Genomic DNA, 16,582 nt, shown 5'->3' with positions numbered 1-16,582 from the left:
GGGCGCCGGGCTTCGACTTGATGGCGTGGCGAGGTACATCTTCGCTGTCGCGCCTGGACGCTCCTGGACGCTCCGGCTCGCAAGGGCAGGCGAGACGGAGCGTGACGTGCTAGGCGCTACCCCCTTCCGGGGGTGACGCCGGCCGGATATTGGCGTTGAGACGGAAGGTGTTCTCGGGATCGTAGCGCCGCTTGAGCGCGACCAGGCGCTCGTACTTGCCAGGCCCGAAGGCGCTGGCCACGCGGCCCTGCTCGTCGTTGCTCATGAAATTGACGTAGGCGCGCCCGGTCGAGGCCGGCTCGAGAGCGGCGAAGAGATCGCGGGTCCACCCCACGTCCTGGGGCTGGGCGGGGTCGGTCCAGGCGGCGTTGATGTTGGGGGAGAACTCCGCCGACCGGTCCTCGAAGGCGCTGGCCTCCGGTGCGAGGTCGCGGACGGCACCCCCCATGTGGAACATGATCGTGTACGAGCGCTTGGACGACGCCTTCCAGGCGGATTCGGTGAGCACCTGGATCGCCTCCGGCGTGAGATCCCGTAGGTAATGGGACTTCCAGTAGTAGCCCCACCCGTGTGGCACCGATGCGTCGAAGAACGAGTGGTACTCGGTCAGGTCTCGCGGCCCAATGGCATCGACCAGGGGCCTTCCGAAGCGCCGCAGCGGCGCCAGATCGCGCTCCGCGTCGGCAAGCGCTCCCGCGTGGCAGGCCGCAATGACCAAGACGGGCCGGCCGTGCAGCTCGGACGGCACCCACGTCGCCGGCGGAGCGAATCGCAGGAAGCTGATGGTCGTGAGCTCGTCAGGTTCGATGTGGGCGAACTCCCGGTAGGACGTCAGCACTTCCTCGGCGTCCTCAGCCGCCCACAGGACGGGTCCCGCCAGCACCGTGGGACCAATGGCATGGCAGGCGAACTCGAAGGAGACCACCACGCCGAAGTTGCCGCCCCCGCCCCGAAGGCCCCAGAGGAGGTCGGGGTTCTCGTCCTCGGAGGCGCGCACGCGTACCCCGTCGGCGGTCACGACGTCAGCGGCGAGGAGGTTGTCGCACGTCAGACCGAAGCGACGCATCAGCCAGCCGATGCCCCCGCCGAGGGTGAGCCCAGCCACGCCGGTGTGGCTGACGATCCCGGAGGGGACGGCGAGCCCGAAGGCTTGGGTGGCCGAGCACAGGTCGCCAAGCAGTACGCCTGGCTCCACCCGGGCACGCCGGACTGCCGGGTCGACGCGGATGCCTCGCATCCGGGAGCAGTCCACGACGATCCCGCCTTCGCTGAGTGCGTTGCCCGCGACCCCGTGCCCGCCGCCCCGCACCCCGATCTCGAGGCCCTGCTCCCGCCCAAACACCACCGCGGCTGCTACGTCGTCAGCGGTCTGGCAGCGGGCGATGACCGCGGGGTGCTTGTCGATCGCCCCGTTCCAGATCCTGCGGGCCTCGCCGTAGCCGGCATCTTCCGGGAGCACCACGTCGCCTTGAAGTGAGCCCCGCAGCCGTTCCAGCGCCACCTTGGGGATTGAACGGCTCATGGTTCCGAACATGAATGCCTCCTTCCGTCGCCTCCAGGATTGGCCAGCCGGGGGCCTCCAGGCAAGAACAGAAACTGGACTCGGCGGTATGAAATCTGTACTTGCGTGGGGCCCGGACCCATGGGACCCTGGAGCGGTGAGAAGCTACGGTCAGTACTGCCCGGTGGCCCGCGCTGCGGAAGTCTTCGCCGAGCGGTGGACACCCGTCATCCTGCGCAACATCTCCCTGGACTGCCACTCCTTCAACGAGATCCTGGGCGGCGCGCCCGGCCTGTCCAAAACCTTGCTCTCGGAGCGGCTGCGCAGCCTTCAGCGTGCGGGGGTCGTGGCCGCGGTGCCGAACCCTCGGGGCCGGGGCTCCCTGTACTACCTGACCGAGGCGGGGCAGGAGCTGGCCGATGTGGGCAGGATCCTTGGCGAATGGGGCGCTCGGTGGACCGAGATGGAGGTCCAGCACATGGACCCGTACGTCGTCTTGTGGGCGAAATGCCGACTGTGGGACCTCTCGAAGCTCCCGCGCCCGCGCATCGTGATCCGGTTCGACATCTCAGACTTCCGCCAGCCCCTGTGGATCCTTGTCCAACCCACGGGCGCCGAGGTGTGCGCCAAGCACCCCGGTTTCGACGAGGACCTGGTCGTCGCAGCGGACCGGGAAACGCTGGCCCTCTGGCACTCGGGGAAGCTGAGCTACCGAGAGGCCCGGGCGGGCGGCCGGTTGCGGGTGGAGGGAGTTCCTGGGCTGGTGCGCAGCTTCCCAGACTGGGTGCCCCTGAGCATGTTCGCAAGCGTCAAGTCGGCCCGGCCCGCTTAGTCAGAGGGGCTCCACTTCTGCGGCGAGGTTGTTCAGCTCAAGCCTCATCTCGCCAGCGAGCAGGTGTGCGATCGGGTCTTGGATCCGCCGAATGACGGGGCGCACCGTGTTGGCCAGGTAGACGCGACACAGGACGTAGCGTTGACGCTCCCGCATGGCCAGGTTGAACTCGGAGCGAGACCATGTGAATCGCCCTTCCCTTCCGTTGGTTGCCTTCACTTCTATCCAGAGATCCCCTCCGTCGTCGGCGACAGACTTGATGTCGTGGTCGCCAGCGGGGTTCGTGTCCGCGGACCAGACAACTCGCTCCGCCGGAACACCGCGAGCCGCAACGCGCGCGAGCTCGCGCCGCAGCACCAGTTCCTCGCCCCGACGACCAACTTCCGCGTCGGCCATCTCTTCCTGGGCGCTCCGTGGAGCCCACCAGCCGCCGCCGCCAGAGTAGCCACCGGAGCCAGCATGGGTGGGGGCTGACCAATGCGTTTCTGGTACTTCGGATTCCTGGACGGTAGACAGGTCGGGAAGGGCTGCCCGTGGGGCGCGACCGCCAGCGGCCTCCGGGCCTGCACTATCAACGGGCGCAGGGCTCGAGGGCGCGGAGGCCAAAGTTCTTCGACCCGATCCCGTTCACCTTCTGTGGGATTACCTGCCCGCTGGCTCCAGCTACGTGCCCCGTGCCGAGCATCACCGTGAGGCGCTTCCACCCGAGAGCATCGATCGGCCGGCCGTTGCCCGTGATCGTCAGCCCCAGATCGCCGAAGACGACGCTGAGGACACTCCCTCCGGCGTCGTATTCGTTTTGCACCAGCTCACGCAGGACATCGGAGGCTGTGTGCCCCAGTACAAATTCGTCGAGCATGCTGCTGGCGACCTGAAACTGGAACTGTCCCTCAACGATGTGCGGCGCACGCCACTCAGCATCCGGCCTCATCCACAGCTTCTCCCGCGTAACGCTGGATCATCCGGCAAGATTTGAGGGTGTCGAGGGTTCAGGCGCCGACCCGGATACGGCCTGGGTGGCTGAACGGAATGGTACTCCTGGGGGACTCGGGGGCACAAGACCCCGAGAGGTGAGGATCGCAAGGTGTCCGGTCAGGGAGCGGCCTCTGGGCGGACAGTGCCGTCCAGTCAGTAGAGCCCGATGACGGCGCCACAATAGGGGCAGGCCGGAGGATCGTTGAGGCAAGAAATCCGCCCACAAGACTGGCACGGCACCCCGGACCCGAGGGGCTCACCGAACTCTCCCGGGTAGGCATTTCCGAAGAAGTGGCACCTCCTTATCGCTCGCGAAGCGGCGCGCCAGCCTCGAGCTGCCGCCTCGCTGGCTCGCTGGGCTTGGGCGGCGTGGGCCGGATCCAAGGCGTGTTCTTGGCCGAAGCCCGGCTGATTGCTCCAGAGCTCCCCGCATTGGTGAATGACCTGGACTACTGCCCTCCTCAACGCCTCATCCCCTATCGCGTCTCGCCGATCATCCATGAGTTGCGCAAGCTGGCGCGCTTCACTTCCAACCAGGGGCCCTACCCCACCCTCACCGGAGACCCGATCGAAGAGAATGCGGGCAAGTTCGAGGAGGTAGAGAAACGTATTTGCAGCGCGGGCCACGGCGGCAGGATCGGCGGGATGGAAGAAGGTGTCAAGGGCGCGCCTTGCTGCGGCCTGAATCGAGGCGTTGTCTCCCTCGGCATAGAAGGCGACGTATTGGCCGGCCGTGGAGTTGAGGACCTGCCGTCGGAAACGTTCCTGTTCAATGCCACTGGGCTCAGCGGTGGTGACGATTGCGAAAACGGGTACATCAGCCTCACGGGCAGCGAGGTATTCCTGCTCAGTCATGCTGGGGGAAGGGGCGTTCCCGTAGTCCGACCCGAGGACAAGCACCAACCCGTCCGATCGCCGCACCTCATCGAGGCATGTCTCCTGCGGTGAGGCCGGGCCCGCTGGGAAGTCCTCGGCGAGGACCGGTACGCAGTCGGCGGCCACTACCCCTGATCTTGCTGCTTCTCGTTCCCCGCGAAGGGTTGCCATCACGGAGGATACGAAGATTCGGGGGGCAGTCATCGTCAGCGATGGTCGCATACTTCGATGGCCCGGAAGCCGAGGACTTCGGGAAGGAGCCCGGCCAGCACGGCGTGAAGCCTGCTGAGTGGCTCTTTCACTTCGCAAGGGCCAGCAAGCCCCCGGGGAATCCGCGGGATTGGTTGGCAGAATCACTACTGACTTCACCGGCCGAACGCTGTGCCCGGGCCGGGTGGTCCTGCCCCGAGCGCTCCACCAGGTACAGAGTAGTGCACGGACGGTGGAAATCCTAGCGCGGGATGCGACTCGGCCGCCGGCCCCGGCGTCGCCGCCCGCTCTTGGGCGGCGTCTGATTCCGCCGGTATCAACGCCGCCTCGATCTCGGCCTGCTTGCGCCGCAGGGTGTCGAGGCGCTCCTGCTGATCGAACGGGCGTCCGAGGCGACCCTCGGCGTCGGCGAGGTCCTTCCGGGAGCGGGCCAGCCGGATCTCAAGGGCTGCACGGGTCTCCTCCAAGGAGCGCAGCTTGTTCTCCAAGCGGGTGACCAGGCCCATGGGATCGAGCTGCGGGAGCTCGGCGGCCAGGGCGTACATGCGGTCCAAGGGAGTGTCGGCGATGGACACCACGACCTGGGCGCTGCCACTGAGGGCGAAAGCCGGCCGGATCTCGACGTCGAGACCGCCGAGGCTGGCCACCCACCGGGGTTCCTCGGGCCATTCGGTGGTCGGCAGCTTGGCTTCGCGCTGCATGACGTGGATCAGGTGGCCGCCGGCGTCGGCCCGCCGACGGTAGTCGGTGCCGCCCACCCGCATGACGAAACGCTCGCCGGCGGTGTCCCGCCGGCGAAGCAGTGCGGCGTCCAGCTGGGCGATCTGTGCCTCGAAGCGGGGGATATCCCGCCGGGCCGCCTCGATGCTGCGGCGGAGGAGGCTCTGGTCCTTGCCGTGCGCCTGGCGCAGGCGCAGCAGGCGGGCCACCTCGTTGTCCACCCCGGCCTTCTCCAGGATCAGGGGGTTGCCGGTCGCCAGCGCTTTGACCTCGGCGTAGGACAGCGCCACGTCGCCGATGTCCTCGAGCTCCCGGCCGGCAACCTCCCCGGCCATGACCTGGTGGATGAACGCCGCTTTGCGCTCAACAGTTTGCCACATGTAGACGTCGAAGCTGGCCTCGGTCGCGTAGCGGTAGATCCCGACCTCCTCGTTCTGGTTGCCCTGGCGGAGGGCGCGCCCCTCCCGCTGGGCGATGTCGGCTGGGCGCCATGGGCAGTCCAGGTGGTGCAGGGCGACGAGGCGCCGCTGCACGTTGGTCCCGACGCCCATCTTCTCGGTGGACCCGATGAGCACGGCCACCCGCCCGTCCCGGCAGGCGGCGAAGAGCTCGGCCTTCGCCCGGTCGTCGCCGGCCTCGTGCACGAAGCGCACCAACGCTTCGGGGATGCCCCGGCGCACCAGCTGGCCACGGAGCTCCTCGTAGACGCTCCAGGCGCCAGCGTGCGGCGTCCCGAGGTCGCAGAAGACCACCTGTAGGGCGCCCGGGCGGGACGAGGGTTCACCCGTCGGTCCTGCGTAGACCCGCTGTTTGGTCTCCTCGTACAACGCTGCCAGCCGGTCGGCGCAGGCGGCGACCTTGCCGCCGGCCGGGTCGGGCTGCCGGTCGACCAGGCGTAGGTCGAGGGCCGCCTTCCGCCCGTCGCCGGCGACCTTCAGCATGTTGTCCTCGTCAGGGCGGACCTGGCGGTTGCGCACCGCCTCGGCGCGCTCGACCAACTGCTCCACGTAGTCCCGGAGCTCCTCGGACGCGGGCACCACCACGGTCTGCGGCCCGCCGCCGCGGAGCCGTGGGATGGCCAGACCCAGGTCCTTGGCACCCCGCACGTCTGCGGTGGCCCGAAACATCGTGAGCAGCTCGGGCACGTTGGCGAAGCGGGCGAATCGGCTGTGGATCCGGTAGCTGCCGCCGTCCGGAGCCAGCTCTAGGCCGGTGACCGTCCGGCCGAAGGTGGCCGCCCAGGCGTCGAAGCTCTCCACCCCGGCCAGGGCCAACATCCCCGGCTGGAGATAGCTCTGCATGACCCACATCTCCGAGATCGAGTTGGCGATCGGGGTTGCGGTAGCGAAGGTGGCCACCCGCTCGCCGTGGTGCCGGCGGAGGTAGGCGAGCTTGAGGTCGAGGTCGGTGGCGCGGTTGGAGCCCTCTCCCCCGACCCCCTGGACGTGGGTGGCAAACTCCTTGTTCTTGAAGCTGTGTGCCTCATCGACCAGCAAATAGTCGATCCCCGTGTGCTCGAAGCACACCCCGTCGTCTTTGCCCTCCTCGGCCATCAGCCGCTTGTAGCGCTCCTCCATCCGGGCGACCGCCGCTTCCAGACGCTTCACGGTCGGGGCGTTGCCGGCCTTGGCGGACTCAATCTCCGACCGCAACTGGCCGACCCTGGAGGAGAGGAAGTCCCGGCGGAGCTCCTGGCTGACGGGCAGCCGGCCGAAGGCCGAGTGGGTGATGACAACGGCGTCCCACTCCCCCGTCGCACAGCGGGCGGCGAACTCCTTGCGTCCGCCGGCGGACATCTCATCCCGGTCGGCCACCAGCACCCGGGCCATCGGATAGGTCTGGAGGAACTCCCGCGAGACCTGCTCCAGCATATGGTTGGGGACCACGATCGCCGGCTTCTTCACCAGGCCGAGGCGTTTGAGCTCGACGGCGGCGATCGCCATGGTGGCGGTCTTGCCGGCGCCGACGTCGTGGGCGAGCAGGACAGTGGGCTCGGAGAGGATCCGCCACACCGCGTCGCGCTGGTGGCCGTGGGGGGAGAAGGTGGCAGCCAGGCCGGGCATGCTCAGGTGGGCGCCGTCGTAGCGCGGGACTACGACCGAGTTGAACCGCCGGTTGTAGTCCGCCGCCAGCCGGGAGGCTCTGGCCGGGTCCTCCCAGACCCAGGCGGCGAAGCGCTGTTCCAGCGCCTCCTGCTTCTCGCGGGCGGCGAGGGTCTCGGCCGTGTTGAGGACCCGGACGTCCCGGCCGTCAATTTCCTCCTCGTCGTAGATCGCCACCGGCGCCTGCTCCAGCGAGAGGCTGAGCAGGCGCACGGCGTCCGCCCGCGCGGTCCCCCACTGGCTCGTGGCGGTGATGCTGTGGCGCTCCGACAGGTTGTCTAGCTTCACCGCCCAGGTGGCGGCTGCTGCCGAGTACTCCGCTCGCAGCGACGGGCAGGCCAGGACATCGGCGGCGAAGGCCTCGACGTCGCCGGCCGGGATCCAAGTCGCCCCCAGCCGGGCATCGATGTCGCTGGGGCCGATGTCGACGGGGACCACGGCGCGCAGGGCCTCGACGTTTGGCTGCCAGCGGGGGTCGCCGGCGGCAGCCGCCTCGGCCTCGGCGAGCTTGCCCCGGACGTCGCCCGAGAGGTACGCCTGCGCGGTCACCACCTGCGACGAGGCCGGGTCCTCCCACACCAGGGCTCCGAGCTCGCTGCGTGCGGAGTCGACCTCAGTCCCCAGCAGGGAGGCGATGACCCCGAGGTCCACTCGGCCGAGCTCGTCGAGAGATATTGCCAGGGCGTCCTGGGCGGTGTCGGCACCGCGACGAGGCTCCCGCCTATTGATGACCCGGGTGGAGAACACGGGCGCCTTCCCCGCCCGCTGCGTCTCCGGGTCGAACATCTCCAGGGCCAGCACCGACCGGTAGTCCGGGTCGTGACGGAACCCCCCCATCCCCGGGAAGGCCCGGCGCAGAAGCGCCTCGCCGGAAACCGGGTCGAGCCGACCGGTCCGCACCTGCTTGAACCGGTTCAGCGCGCCGTAGCGGGAGTGGTAGTCGTCGTAGCGCCGGTTCAGCGCGTCCCGGGCGGTCGCACAAGCAACGTCATCCGCCCCGGCCGCCTCCAGGTCGAGGACCTGGCCCATGGCGTCGCGGAGGCGGATGAGTCCGCGGAGTTCGCCGGCATCACGGGCGGGTTTCGCTTCGTAGGGGCGGGCGGCGCCTTGAACCACCCGCGCCAGCGCCCCCGAGGGCAGGACCAGGAAGCTCCCCTCCTTGTGGGCCGACCCCACAGGGAGGATCTCCAAGTCGCCGCCGTCCACCTCCGTATCCGGGGCCTGGGACCACGTGAGTGCGCGGCGCTTCCCCTCCCCCACCACGGCGGCGAGGGCAGCGGCCAACGACGTCTCCAATGGCTCCGGGCCGGCCACCACCTGCAGGTCCAGCTCGCTGTACTGGCCGCCCGTCGCCCGAAGCTCACCGAGGATTTGGGCGGGATGCTCGGCGAAGTACTGGTTGACGCTCAGCTGGCCGTCGGCGAGTTCGAGGGGGACTGTCCGTTCCCACGCCACACCCGCCGGGGGCTCCCCCACACCTCGGCGGCGCAGGACCAACAGGTCCGTGACCGCCCCGGTGCCCGCCGCGGCCTGCATCGCGCCGCCGGGGAGGCGGACCGCGCCCACGAGGTCCGCCAGCTCGCTGATCTCCCGCCGCGCCGCCGGGTTGCGGGCGTCCATCGTGAACCGCGAGGTGATCACCGCGACCAGCGCTCCGGGGTGGCTCAAGTGGAGGGACTTGATGATGAAGTGGTTGTGCAACGAGTGCCGTCCCCGGTTGTGGCTCAAGTCGTGGAGGACCACCCGGGCGAAGGGGACGTTGCCCACCACCAGGTCGAAGGAGCCGTCAGGAAGGCGGGTCTGTTCAAAGCCCTCCGCCCGGATCGAGGCCCGCGGATACAGGGCGGCGGCGATGGCGGCCGTGGTCGGGTCGAGCTCGACACCCACCATCTCCAGCGCCAGATCGGACGGCGCCAGCCCGATGAAGTTACCGCTGCCACATCCCGGCTCCAGGACCCGCCCACCCTCGAAGCCGAGATCGCGCACCGCGCCCCACATCTGGGTCACGATTGCCGCCGGGGTGTAGTGGGCGTTCAGCGTCGTGCGCCGGGCGGCATCCCAGGCGGCGCCGTCGAGGTGTTGCCGCAGCTGCTCCCGGAGCGTCGCCCAGCGCTCATCGGCCTCGTCGAAGATCTTGGGGATCGCCCCCCACCCTGACCAGCGGGCCAGGACGTGCTGCTCGTCGGGTGTGGCGGGACGGCTCTCTGCCCGGAGCTGTCCCAGGACCTCCAGCGCAGCGAGGTTGGCCTGGGCCTTGGCGACGACGCCGGAGGGGGCCAGATCGGCCTGGCCGCCCGGCCGGAAGGCGGTTAGGTCTCCTCGGTGTCCGCCTGCTCCATCGCCGCCCGGGCCTCCCGCTCGGCTGCCCGCAGATCCGCGAGCTGGCTCAGGTAGCGGTTGTAGGCGGGGTCGGCCGGATCCGGGATGAGGTCCTGGCTGTCGTCCTCCGCCGGCCAGCGGTCGAAGACCATCTCCTGGAATACCCGGCTCTCGGCCGCCAGGTGCGTCATGCGGATCTCCCCCAGCGCCGTCCCCCAGTCCTCCCCCGGCCCAGGCGCCGGCCGGAGCGCCTGCTCCGTCACCAGGACCTGATCGCTGATCTCCTCCCCCAAGGTCACGAAGAAGCCCACCGGGTCCTGGATCGTGGCGAAGGCCATTGGGCAATGGTCCCGGACGTAGCTCAGGGCGCGAGCTCCGAGCGGGCCCAGCCGACCCAGCTCCTCGGGCGTCAGATCCTGCGCGCTCACCAGCGGCCTCCTCAGTGAAGGCCCCATCATCGCTGCTGAGGAAGTCCTCGAGCGACAGCTGGCCACGATCGTGCGCGGGACCCTTCTTGCGGACCACTGGCGGCTCCTCATCTCGCTCCCGTCGTCCTGCGTCTTCCTGGCAGCAAGTTCACACCTCCGCGCGCACGTCAAGTGTTTTCACGGCTCTCCTCTGATGCGACCAGCGTACGGGATAACCGGGACGCGTCAACCGCAACCCGGCTCCTTAAACGGGCACCTCCCGCCCCAGAACCCCGCGGGGCGGGTCCCTCCCATTTACCGCCGGGCGCCTGCGGCGTCGGTTGACCCGCCCCGGCCACCCGGCCCCGTCGACAACACCAACCGCGTCGCCGGGGCCACCCCGTGGGCTCTGCGGCATCAGAGCAGAGCGGCTGCTCTCGAAGCGACAGGAGGCTCCCCATGGGACGTGTGCCCACCACCGATCACGGCTTCGTCCGGGCCAAGACCGAGGCGATGCTCCGCCAGGGCGTGTACCGGAAGCTCCCCCACACCACGGTCACCACCCCAGCCAACGGGTTCCGCCTCAGCGACGCCCTGGTGGACCTGGCCGACACCGAGGGCAACCTGGAGCGCTACCGCCTCGGCTACTGCACCAACTGACAGGAGGTGAGGGACTCCATGCCACGCATGCTGATCGTGGCGAGGGCACGTCATGCGTGGCCGCCTCGCCTGTACCCGCTCTCGATGGCGCGTCGCCTCCCCCTGCGTCGCCATAAGGCACGGGCACCCTCAGCTGCAGACCAGCGGTCATGGATAGGGATCTCCGAGCACTGCCTCCGCTTCCGCAGTGGAGGCAAAGGGGTCAGCGCGCCGTGACCGGCCGATAGCGCCGGTAGCGGTCCCCCGATCGCAAAGGGGCACACCCAGGCCTGTGGCTCCGACAGCAATCGCATGGGATAGGCCGACCGCGATCTGTGGCGCGTGCACCCAGCAACACTTCCCACGTTTTTTGGGCAGCGGCACGCCAAAGGCAACGGCCAGGCACCGCCGTTGCGTGCGGGTGGGTCGCCCTCGACCACCCGAGCCTCGGGGGTCAGGGGTGGTTCCCGGCAAGCGCAACCCCCTCCGGACCTTTGCTCTTGGGCGCCGCTGAAGCGGCGGGCTTGCTCTTTTGCAAAGTCCTCCGGGGGTGTCGATTCGAACAGCTCCCAAGCCCGCCCCAAATGCACCCGGCACCGAGCCCGTCGGCGTCGCCCGGAGCTGTCCGAATCACCATCGCTTGCCGGGAGCCCTTCCCCCCCTGACCCCCTGGTTTGAGCGCGGCAGGCCACGAGGGCCTGCCGGAACGGGTGGTCGAGGGCGACCTCGCCAGACCTTCCGGGAAACCGGCAGAAAGGGGCAAGGCGATGCAGAGGCTCACCAGCGACAACGGGATGTGGAGGAGATCCGGGGGCGGGTGCGCCGGGCCGGATCGGAGGTTCAGGGGGTGGCCTTCGCCACCGCGAACGCGGCCGACCACCACCCCGGTATGCCGGTGACGGTACTGACCGGCATTGAGCAGCTGGTGGCCCACATCCAGGAGGCCCTCGCCTGCCTGGACCTGCACCTGGCCGACCTGCAGGACGTCGATGTCGCTGCCGCAGCCGGGGTGGCCCGATGACCCTTCACGAGTACCGGAGCCGGGGGTCGTGGGAAGCCTACGAGGAGTCGCTGCTGGCGCAGGGCTGGGTGCCGTGCTGGAACTCGGCGGTGGAGCTGCGGGTGGCGCAGGGATCAACGCCCTGCTCCGAGTGCGGTCAAGTGCCCGCCTACGTCGGGATGCGCAAAGGCGAGCAGGAGCGGAGCTTCGCCGTTTGCCGGTGCGACCGGTGGTCGGGGTTGTCCCCGGCCACCGCGGCGCTGGCAGCCGCCCAACGGCGGTGGCGGGCGGCGCATCGGGCCGACGGCCGGGCAGGGCGGTAGCCGTGGAGCCAGAGCACACCCTCACCGACGGGGTGGAGGGCTGCGGGGCGCCCGTTGCGCCGTGGGGCTGGTGGCGCCGCTACTTCCAACGGTGGTACCGCCTCGGGCACCCGCTCGGTGGCGGCCCGCGCTCGTGGCCCGGGACGCTCTGCGGCCGGCGGGGGTGCCCGCGGGAGGCCCGGGCCCGGGGGCTGTACTCCTGCCACGACCAGCAGCTCGACGGCGCCCGGCAGGCCGGCCGGAGCGCCCAGGCCCAATGAGCGCACGAAGGGAGGCCCTGATGAGCAAGCGAGCGGCCGAGCAGGCCGAGCAGGACGGCATCGCCCCGGTGAGCGACCCGGGGTCGGGGGAGATCGTGTCCCTCCGCCTTGAGCAGCTGGTCCCCGCCGAGGACAACCCCCGGCGCGAGGTGGGCGACCTCGCCGAGCTGGCGGCCTCGATCCGGACCGCGGGGATCCTGCAACCTCTGGTGGTCATGGCCCGTGAGGACGGCCGCTACCTGGTCGTGGTGGGGCACCGGCGGCTGGCGGCGGCCCGGGTGGCGGGGCTCACTGTGGTGCCGGCGATCGTCCGGGGGTTCACCGAGGCGGAGCGGCTGGAGGCTATGGCTATTGAGAACCTTGCCCGTGAGGGGCTTTCCGCCCTGGAGGAGGCGGGGGCGTACCGGGCGCTCGTCGATCGGTGTGGCTACAGCCAGCGGCGCCTCGCCGGGCGGGTGGGGCGGTCCCAGGCGCACATCTCCCGGCGGCTGGCGCTCCTGGAGCTCCCGGTCGAGGCGACGGCCGCGCTTGATACCGGCGGTATCAGCATCGAGGACGCGGTGGAGTTGACCAAGCTCAAGGAGCACCCAGAGCGGCTGGCATCCGCGCTCGCCGAGGGGACGAGTCGGGGCGCCTGGGACATCCGCCGGGCGGTCGAGGCGCAGCTGCAGGACCAAAAGCGCCAGGAGGCCTTCGCCGAGATGGTGGCCCAGGCCGAGGCCGGAGCGGTGCCGTACCTGGCGATGGTCCCCGACCAGTGGGGCGGGTGGAAGCTCCCGGGAGCGGCGGCCCGGCTCGGCACCAGCTGGCAGGGCCTCAGCATCAGCGAGGCGACCCACGCCGGCGAACCGTGTCACGCCGTCACGATCGACCCCCGGCGGGGGTCGTTGGTCGCGATCTGCTCCGACTTCCACCGGCACCCGGAGGAAGCGAAGGAGGGCGGTCTGCTGCGAGGGGTGGCCAGCCGCAATGAGGACCAGAAGGAGGAGGCCCGCAAGAAGCGCCAGCACAACAAGGACCGGCGGGCGGCCGAGGCGGAGCGCATCGCCTTCATGGAGAAGCTGGTGGGGGGCCGGATCCACCAGGGCGACGTCGTCGAGCGGCTGGTGGGCGCGCTGCTGGAGGAACAGAGCAACGACCGGGCAGCGCGGCGCGCTTGCGAGCTGCTCGGGGTAGAGGTCCCCAAGGGCCCGTACGGACCCGACGCCAAGAAGGGCCTCGCGGACTACGCCGCCCAGGGGGCGGAGTTCCTTACCCGGGCGGGGCTGGCGCTGGCGCTCGGCATCGCCGAGGACCCGCTGCGCAGCGACTACCCGAGCTTCCGGGCCGCCGGGGCCCACTTCGCCTACCTGGAGCGCTGCGGGTACGGCGTGTCGTTGGCCGAGCGGTTGGAGCTGAAGGGCAAGGCGCCCCGGTGACCGGGACGGAGGGCGGCCGCTAGTACGACCTCTTCGGCGAGGTGGAGGCCGCGGAGGCAGCGGCTGCCGCCCTGGCGGCCCGGGTCGCCGAGCACGCCAGCTGGCGGAGGGCCATCCACCTGGACTGCTGCACCGGCCTGCCCTGTCCCCCGACCTCGGCGGGGGTTGCCTCAGGTGCGCTGCGGGCGCTGCGGCGAGTTCACGTTCGTCTACGGGATGACCATCAACCACGACCTCGGCTGGATCGGCTGTCCCCGGGACTCCCGGGACGCGGACGGTCACTTCATGGGCCACCGACGGTTCCGCAACGCAGAGGAGATGAGCGCCAACCGTCACGACTCGCTGCACCACCCGCCGTGTGGGCAGTGCGGGCACGCCTGGGGGGTCCACAGCCAGGGCTTCGCCGTCCTTCCGGCGGAGGAATGCCCGTGCCGGGGGCCTGTGCGCCTGCCCGGGGTACGTGGCGCCGGCGCCCCCGGCGGACGCGCCCCTGGGCTGACGTTCATTCGTTCATTCAATCATTCGTTCATTCGTCCGTTTATGATGAACGAACGTGGTAGGATCAACCCGATCCCGACCGGAGGAGGCCCGCAATGCCCGAAGATCCCGCGGCAACCACCACGATCTGCGCCTATCCGGGGTGTGTGCGGCCGGCCGCTCCCCCGCCGGCCACCGGCGGGCGCTCCAAGTACTGCGACGACGCCGAGCACAACGCCGCCACTGCGTTCCGGGCCCGCCAGGCCCAGCGGGCGGCGGTGTCACCGGAGGAGGTCCTCGAGGTCGACCTGGACCGGCCGGTGAGCATGGCCGTCTTGCGCATCCGTGAGCAAGGCGACCGGTTCCAGCGTCTGCTGGGCGAGCTGCGCCAGCTGGTGGAGCGGGCGGCCGTCGACCTGGCGCTCGTCGGCAACGCCGAGGCGGTGGAGGCACAGCTGGCGGCGGTCCAGGCGGAGGCGCAGGCCCGGATCGCCGAGGCGGACAGCCGGATGGCGATGGAGCAGCGCCGGCGCATCCAGGCAGAGGACGACCTGGAGACCGCGAGCGAGGCGACGGAGGTGATGGGTGCGGATCTTGCCGTGGCGCGGGCCGGCGCGGAGGCCGAAGCCGCCAGGGCGGCCGAGGCGATCCGGCTGGCCGGCGAGGCCGGCGACCGGGCTGCGGAGGCGGAGCGGCGCCAGGAGGTGGCCGTCGCCGAGCGTGACGCCGCCGTGGCCGCCGAGGCCGAGGCCGAGGCCGAGGCAGCCGCCGCGGCCCGTGAGCGGGACGAAATGAGCCGCCAGGCCGAACGGGCCGCTGCAGGCCAGCAACGGGCAGAACGGGCGGCTCAGGAGGCCACAGAGGCCCTCCGGGCGTCGGAGGCGGCCCGGCGGGAGCACGAGCAGGCGGCGGAGGCCTCGGAGCGCCGGGCGCTCGCCGCTGAGTCGGCCACGGCGCAGGCGCGGGGGGCGGCGGAGCTCGCCGAGGAACGAGCCCGCTCGGTGGAGCAGCTGCTCGTCACCGCACGGGAGACGGCCGAGGCCCACCGGGGCCGGGCCGAGGCCTCGGAGGCGGCCCGTGGGGACGCAGAGCGGGCCCGGGCGGCAGCTGAATCCGGGCGGGCCGAGGCGGAGCGGCGGGCCGAGGAGGCCCGGCAGGCGGAGCGGGCGGCGGTCGCGGCGGCTCGGGCGGCCGAGAAGACGGCGGCGGACGCCGAGCGGGCGCAGGCCGCAGCCGAGGCTGGGCGACTGGACGCCGAGCGACGCCTGCAGGCACTGACGGGCGGTCCTCCGCCGGAGGCTGCCGCGGGGAGGCCGACGAGGAAGGCGCCGGCCAGGGGTCCCCGGCGACCCAAGACCGGAGGTGAGCCCGCATGAGCGAAGGGGATCCGTTTTCCGAGGTGTGCGGCCACGTCCAGGCGGCCGGATCGGCCCTGGCGGCCGCGCTGGCGGCGTGCGACCGGCTGCCGGCGGACGTGCGCCAGGATCCCGGGACCGGGGGGGACCTCGGCGCCATCCGGCAGAGCTTGCTCGCCGCAGCCCGGCACCTGGACCGGGCCGAGCGCCTCGCCTACCCACTCCCCCGCGCCGAGGAGGAACCCGAGTGAGCGCCGCCGGCGAAAGCCTGCGCGAGGCGGCGCTCGACTACGCCCGGGCCGGCTGGGCGGTGTTCCCCCTGTTCGGGATCCGGGCAAACGGCGAGTGCGGATGCCGGCGGGCGGACTGCCCGCGGCCGGGCAAGCACCCGCTGGTGGCCCGGGGGCTGCACGAGGCCACGACGGAGGTCGGCGTGGTGGCTGGCTGGTGGGGCCGGTGGCCGGCAGCCAACATCGCCGTAGCGACGGGCGCGGCCTCGGGAATCGTGGTGATCGACGTCGACGAGCCGGGGGGTTCCGCGTCTCTCGAGCTCGTGATGAGGGCTCTGGGGCCCCTTCCTGCGACCCTCGAGGCCCTGACCGGCGGCGGGGGCCGCCACCTGGTGTACGTCCACCCCGGCGGGTGGATGGGCAACACGGTGGGCAAGCTGCACGGGTTCGCCGATCCCCTCCCCCACGTCGACCTGCGAGCCGACGGCGGTGCCATCGTCGTGGCGCCCAGCCGCCACGTCTCGGGGCGGACCTACCGGTGGGTGGACGCGACCACCCCCCCGGCCCCGGCTCCGAACTGGCTGCGCGAGGCCCCCCGGCCGGCCCCGGTGCCGATACCGGCGGTATCGATGGGCCCGGGCGGCAACACCGGTTACGGGCTCGCGGCCCTCCGGCGGGAACTCCAAGAGCTGAGTGCCACCGAGCACGGCGAGAACAGTCGTCTGAATCAGGCTGCGTTCAGCCTCGGCATGCTCGTCGCCGGCGGCGAGCTGGACCGCAGCACAGTCGAAGAGCAGCTGACGCAGGCGGGCCTCGGAATCGGGCTGCACCCAGCCGAGATCGCCCGGACGATCGCCAGCGGGCTGGGGCGGGGAGCGCAACTGCCCAGGGTCGCCCCCCACCGGTTGCGCCGACCGTAGAGCCCCCCCGGAGAACGC

General features: G+C 70.9%; 16 protein-coding genes. 11 read left to right on the top strand and 5 right to left on the bottom strand.

All coding sequences use genetic code 11. From position 1 onward, the window contains the following. Positions 1-109 precede the first annotated feature (109 nt). Entirely contained in the window at positions 110-1,534 is a 1,425-nt protein-coding gene (locus VFW71_07305; GenBank protein ID HEU5002567.1) for an FAD-binding oxidoreductase, read from the bottom strand. A 124-nt stretch (positions 1,535-1,658) separates the two neighbouring features. On the opposite strand from VFW71_07305, the gene VFW71_07300 reads away from it, so the two are divergent. Then, positions 1,659-2,333, top strand: coding sequence for a winged helix-turn-helix transcriptional regulator (locus VFW71_07300; protein ID HEU5002566.1), 675 nt, complete (start codon positions 1,659-1,661; stop codon positions 2,331-2,333). Here VFW71_07300 and VFW71_07295 read toward each other — a convergent pair whose 3' ends face one another. Together VFW71_07295 and VFW71_07290 are read right to left on the bottom strand one after the other, a co-directional pair. Continuing rightward, positions 2,334-2,729 carry a DUF3883 domain-containing protein gene (locus VFW71_07295; protein ID HEU5002565.1) on the bottom strand — a complete coding sequence of 132 codons (396 nt, stop codon included), beginning with the start codon at positions 2,727-2,729 and terminating at the stop codon, positions 2,334-2,336. It lies immediately after the preceding gene. Between the two features lie 175 nt (positions 2,730-2,904). Continuing rightward, entirely contained in the window at positions 2,905-3,264 is a 360-nt protein-coding gene (locus tag VFW71_07290; GenBank protein HEU5002564.1) for a hypothetical protein, read from the bottom strand. Between the two features lie 413 nt (positions 3,265-3,677). Between VFW71_07290 and VFW71_07285 the strand changes: the two genes are divergently transcribed. Further along, positions 3,678-4,256, top strand: coding sequence for a hypothetical protein (locus VFW71_07285; GenBank protein HEU5002563.1), 579 nt, complete (start codon positions 3,678-3,680; stop codon positions 4,254-4,256). A gap of 293 nt (positions 4,257-4,549) precedes the next feature. On the opposite strand, the gene VFW71_07280 is transcribed toward VFW71_07285, so the two are convergent. Next, positions 4,550-9,214 (bottom strand): SNF2-related protein, encoded by a 4,665-nt coding sequence (locus VFW71_07280; GenBank protein ID HEU5002562.1) that lies wholly within the window; start codon positions 9,212-9,214, stop codon positions 4,550-4,552. A gap of 174 nt (positions 9,215-9,388) precedes the next feature. Here VFW71_07280 and VFW71_07275 point away from each other — a divergent pair, with 174 nt between their 5' ends. Continuing rightward, on the top strand, positions 9,389-9,529 hold the full coding sequence (locus VFW71_07275) for a hypothetical protein (GenBank protein ID HEU5002561.1): 141 nt from the start codon (positions 9,389-9,391) through the stop codon (positions 9,527-9,529). On the opposite strand, the gene VFW71_07270 is transcribed toward VFW71_07275, so the two are convergent. Beyond that, positions 9,526-9,963: a hypothetical protein gene (locus tag VFW71_07270; protein ID HEU5002560.1), complete on the bottom strand. Its 438-nt coding sequence runs from the start codon at positions 9,961-9,963 to the stop codon at positions 9,526-9,528. The two genes, VFW71_07275 and VFW71_07270, sit on opposite strands and share 4 nt — an antisense overlap. A 438-nt stretch (positions 9,964-10,401) precedes the next feature. Here VFW71_07270 and VFW71_07265 point away from each other — a divergent pair, with 438 nt between their 5' ends. The 8 genes from VFW71_07265 to VFW71_07230 all read left to right on the top strand — a co-directional run bounded on the left by VFW71_07265 (position 10,402) and on the right by VFW71_07230 (position 16,564). Further along, positions 10,402-10,602, top strand: coding sequence for a hypothetical protein (locus tag VFW71_07265; GenBank protein HEU5002559.1), 201 nt, complete (start codon positions 10,402-10,404; stop codon positions 10,600-10,602). A gap of 775 nt (positions 10,603-11,377) precedes the next feature. Beyond that, on the top strand, positions 11,378-11,602 hold the full coding sequence (locus tag VFW71_07260; GenBank protein HEU5002558.1) for a hypothetical protein: 225 nt from the start codon (positions 11,378-11,380) through the stop codon (positions 11,600-11,602). Continuing rightward, a complete protein-coding gene (locus tag VFW71_07255) occupies positions 11,599-11,904 on the top strand; it encodes a hypothetical protein (protein HEU5002557.1) in 306 nt (101 codons plus the stop codon). The genes VFW71_07260 and VFW71_07255 overlap by 4 nt, the downstream gene beginning before the upstream one ends. Before the next feature lie 2 nt (positions 11,905-11,906). Continuing rightward, positions 11,907-12,164: a hypothetical protein gene (locus VFW71_07250; GenBank protein HEU5002556.1), complete on the top strand. Its 258-nt coding sequence runs from the start codon at positions 11,907-11,909 to the stop codon at positions 12,162-12,164. A gap of 20 nt (positions 12,165-12,184) precedes the next feature. Then, positions 12,185-13,582: a ParB/RepB/Spo0J family partition protein gene (locus tag VFW71_07245; protein HEU5002555.1), complete on the top strand. Its 1,398-nt coding sequence runs from the start codon at positions 12,185-12,187 to the stop codon at positions 13,580-13,582. 593 nt (positions 13,583-14,175) lie between these two features. Beyond that, positions 14,176-15,435 (top strand): hypothetical protein, encoded by a 1,260-nt coding sequence (locus VFW71_07240; protein HEU5002554.1) that lies wholly within the window; start codon positions 14,176-14,178, stop codon positions 15,433-15,435. Continuing rightward, the gene (locus tag VFW71_07235) at positions 15,432-15,665 is read left to right on the top strand and encodes a hypothetical protein (GenBank protein ID HEU5002553.1); all 234 of its coding nucleotides are present in this window, start codon (positions 15,432-15,434) and stop codon (positions 15,663-15,665) included. The genes VFW71_07240 and VFW71_07235 overlap by 4 nt, the downstream gene beginning before the upstream one ends. Continuing rightward, positions 15,662-16,564, top strand: a complete 903-nt coding sequence (locus VFW71_07230) for a bifunctional DNA primase/polymerase (GenBank protein HEU5002552.1) — start codon at positions 15,662-15,664, stop codon at positions 16,562-16,564. The genes VFW71_07235 and VFW71_07230 overlap by 4 nt, the downstream gene beginning before the upstream one ends. Positions 16,565-16,582 lie beyond the last annotated feature (18 nt).

Source organism: Actinomycetota bacterium (genome assembly GCA_035765775.1).
Lineage (GTDB): Bacteria > Actinomycetota > CADDZG01 > JAHWKV01 > JAOPZY01 > DASTWV01.
This window is presented reverse-complemented; position numbering and strand designations above follow the sequence as displayed.

Bases quoted from the DNA above. Each gene is read 5' to 3' on its own strand.
- VFW71_07305 (HEU5002567.1), bottom strand. From the start codon at position 1,534: ATGTTCGGAACCATGAGCCGTTCAATCCCCAAGGTGGCGCTGGAACGG.
- VFW71_07295 (HEU5002565.1), bottom strand. From the start codon at position 2,729: ATGGCCGACGCGGAAGTTGGTCGTCGGGGCGAGGAACTGGTGCTGCGG.
- VFW71_07290 (HEU5002564.1), bottom strand. From the start codon at position 3,264: ATGAGGCCGGATGCTGAGTGGCGTGCGCCGCACATCGTTGAGGGACAG.
- VFW71_07280 (HEU5002562.1), bottom strand. From the start codon at position 9,214: ATGTGGGGCGCGGTGCGCGATCTCGGCTTCGAGGGTGGGCGGGTCCTG.
- VFW71_07265 (HEU5002559.1), top strand. From the start codon at position 10,402: ATGGGACGTGTGCCCACCACCGATCACGGCTTCGTCCGGGCCAAGACC.
- VFW71_07255 (HEU5002557.1), top strand. From the start codon at position 11,599: ATGACCCTTCACGAGTACCGGAGCCGGGGGTCGTGGGAAGCCTACGAG.
- VFW71_07245 (HEU5002555.1), top strand. From the start codon at position 12,185: ATGAGCAAGCGAGCGGCCGAGCAGGCCGAGCAGGACGGCATCGCCCCG.
- VFW71_07240 (HEU5002554.1), top strand. From the start codon at position 14,176: ATGCCCGAAGATCCCGCGGCAACCACCACGATCTGCGCCTATCCGGGG.
- VFW71_07235 (HEU5002553.1), top strand. From the start codon at position 15,432: ATGAGCGAAGGGGATCCGTTTTCCGAGGTGTGCGGCCACGTCCAGGCG.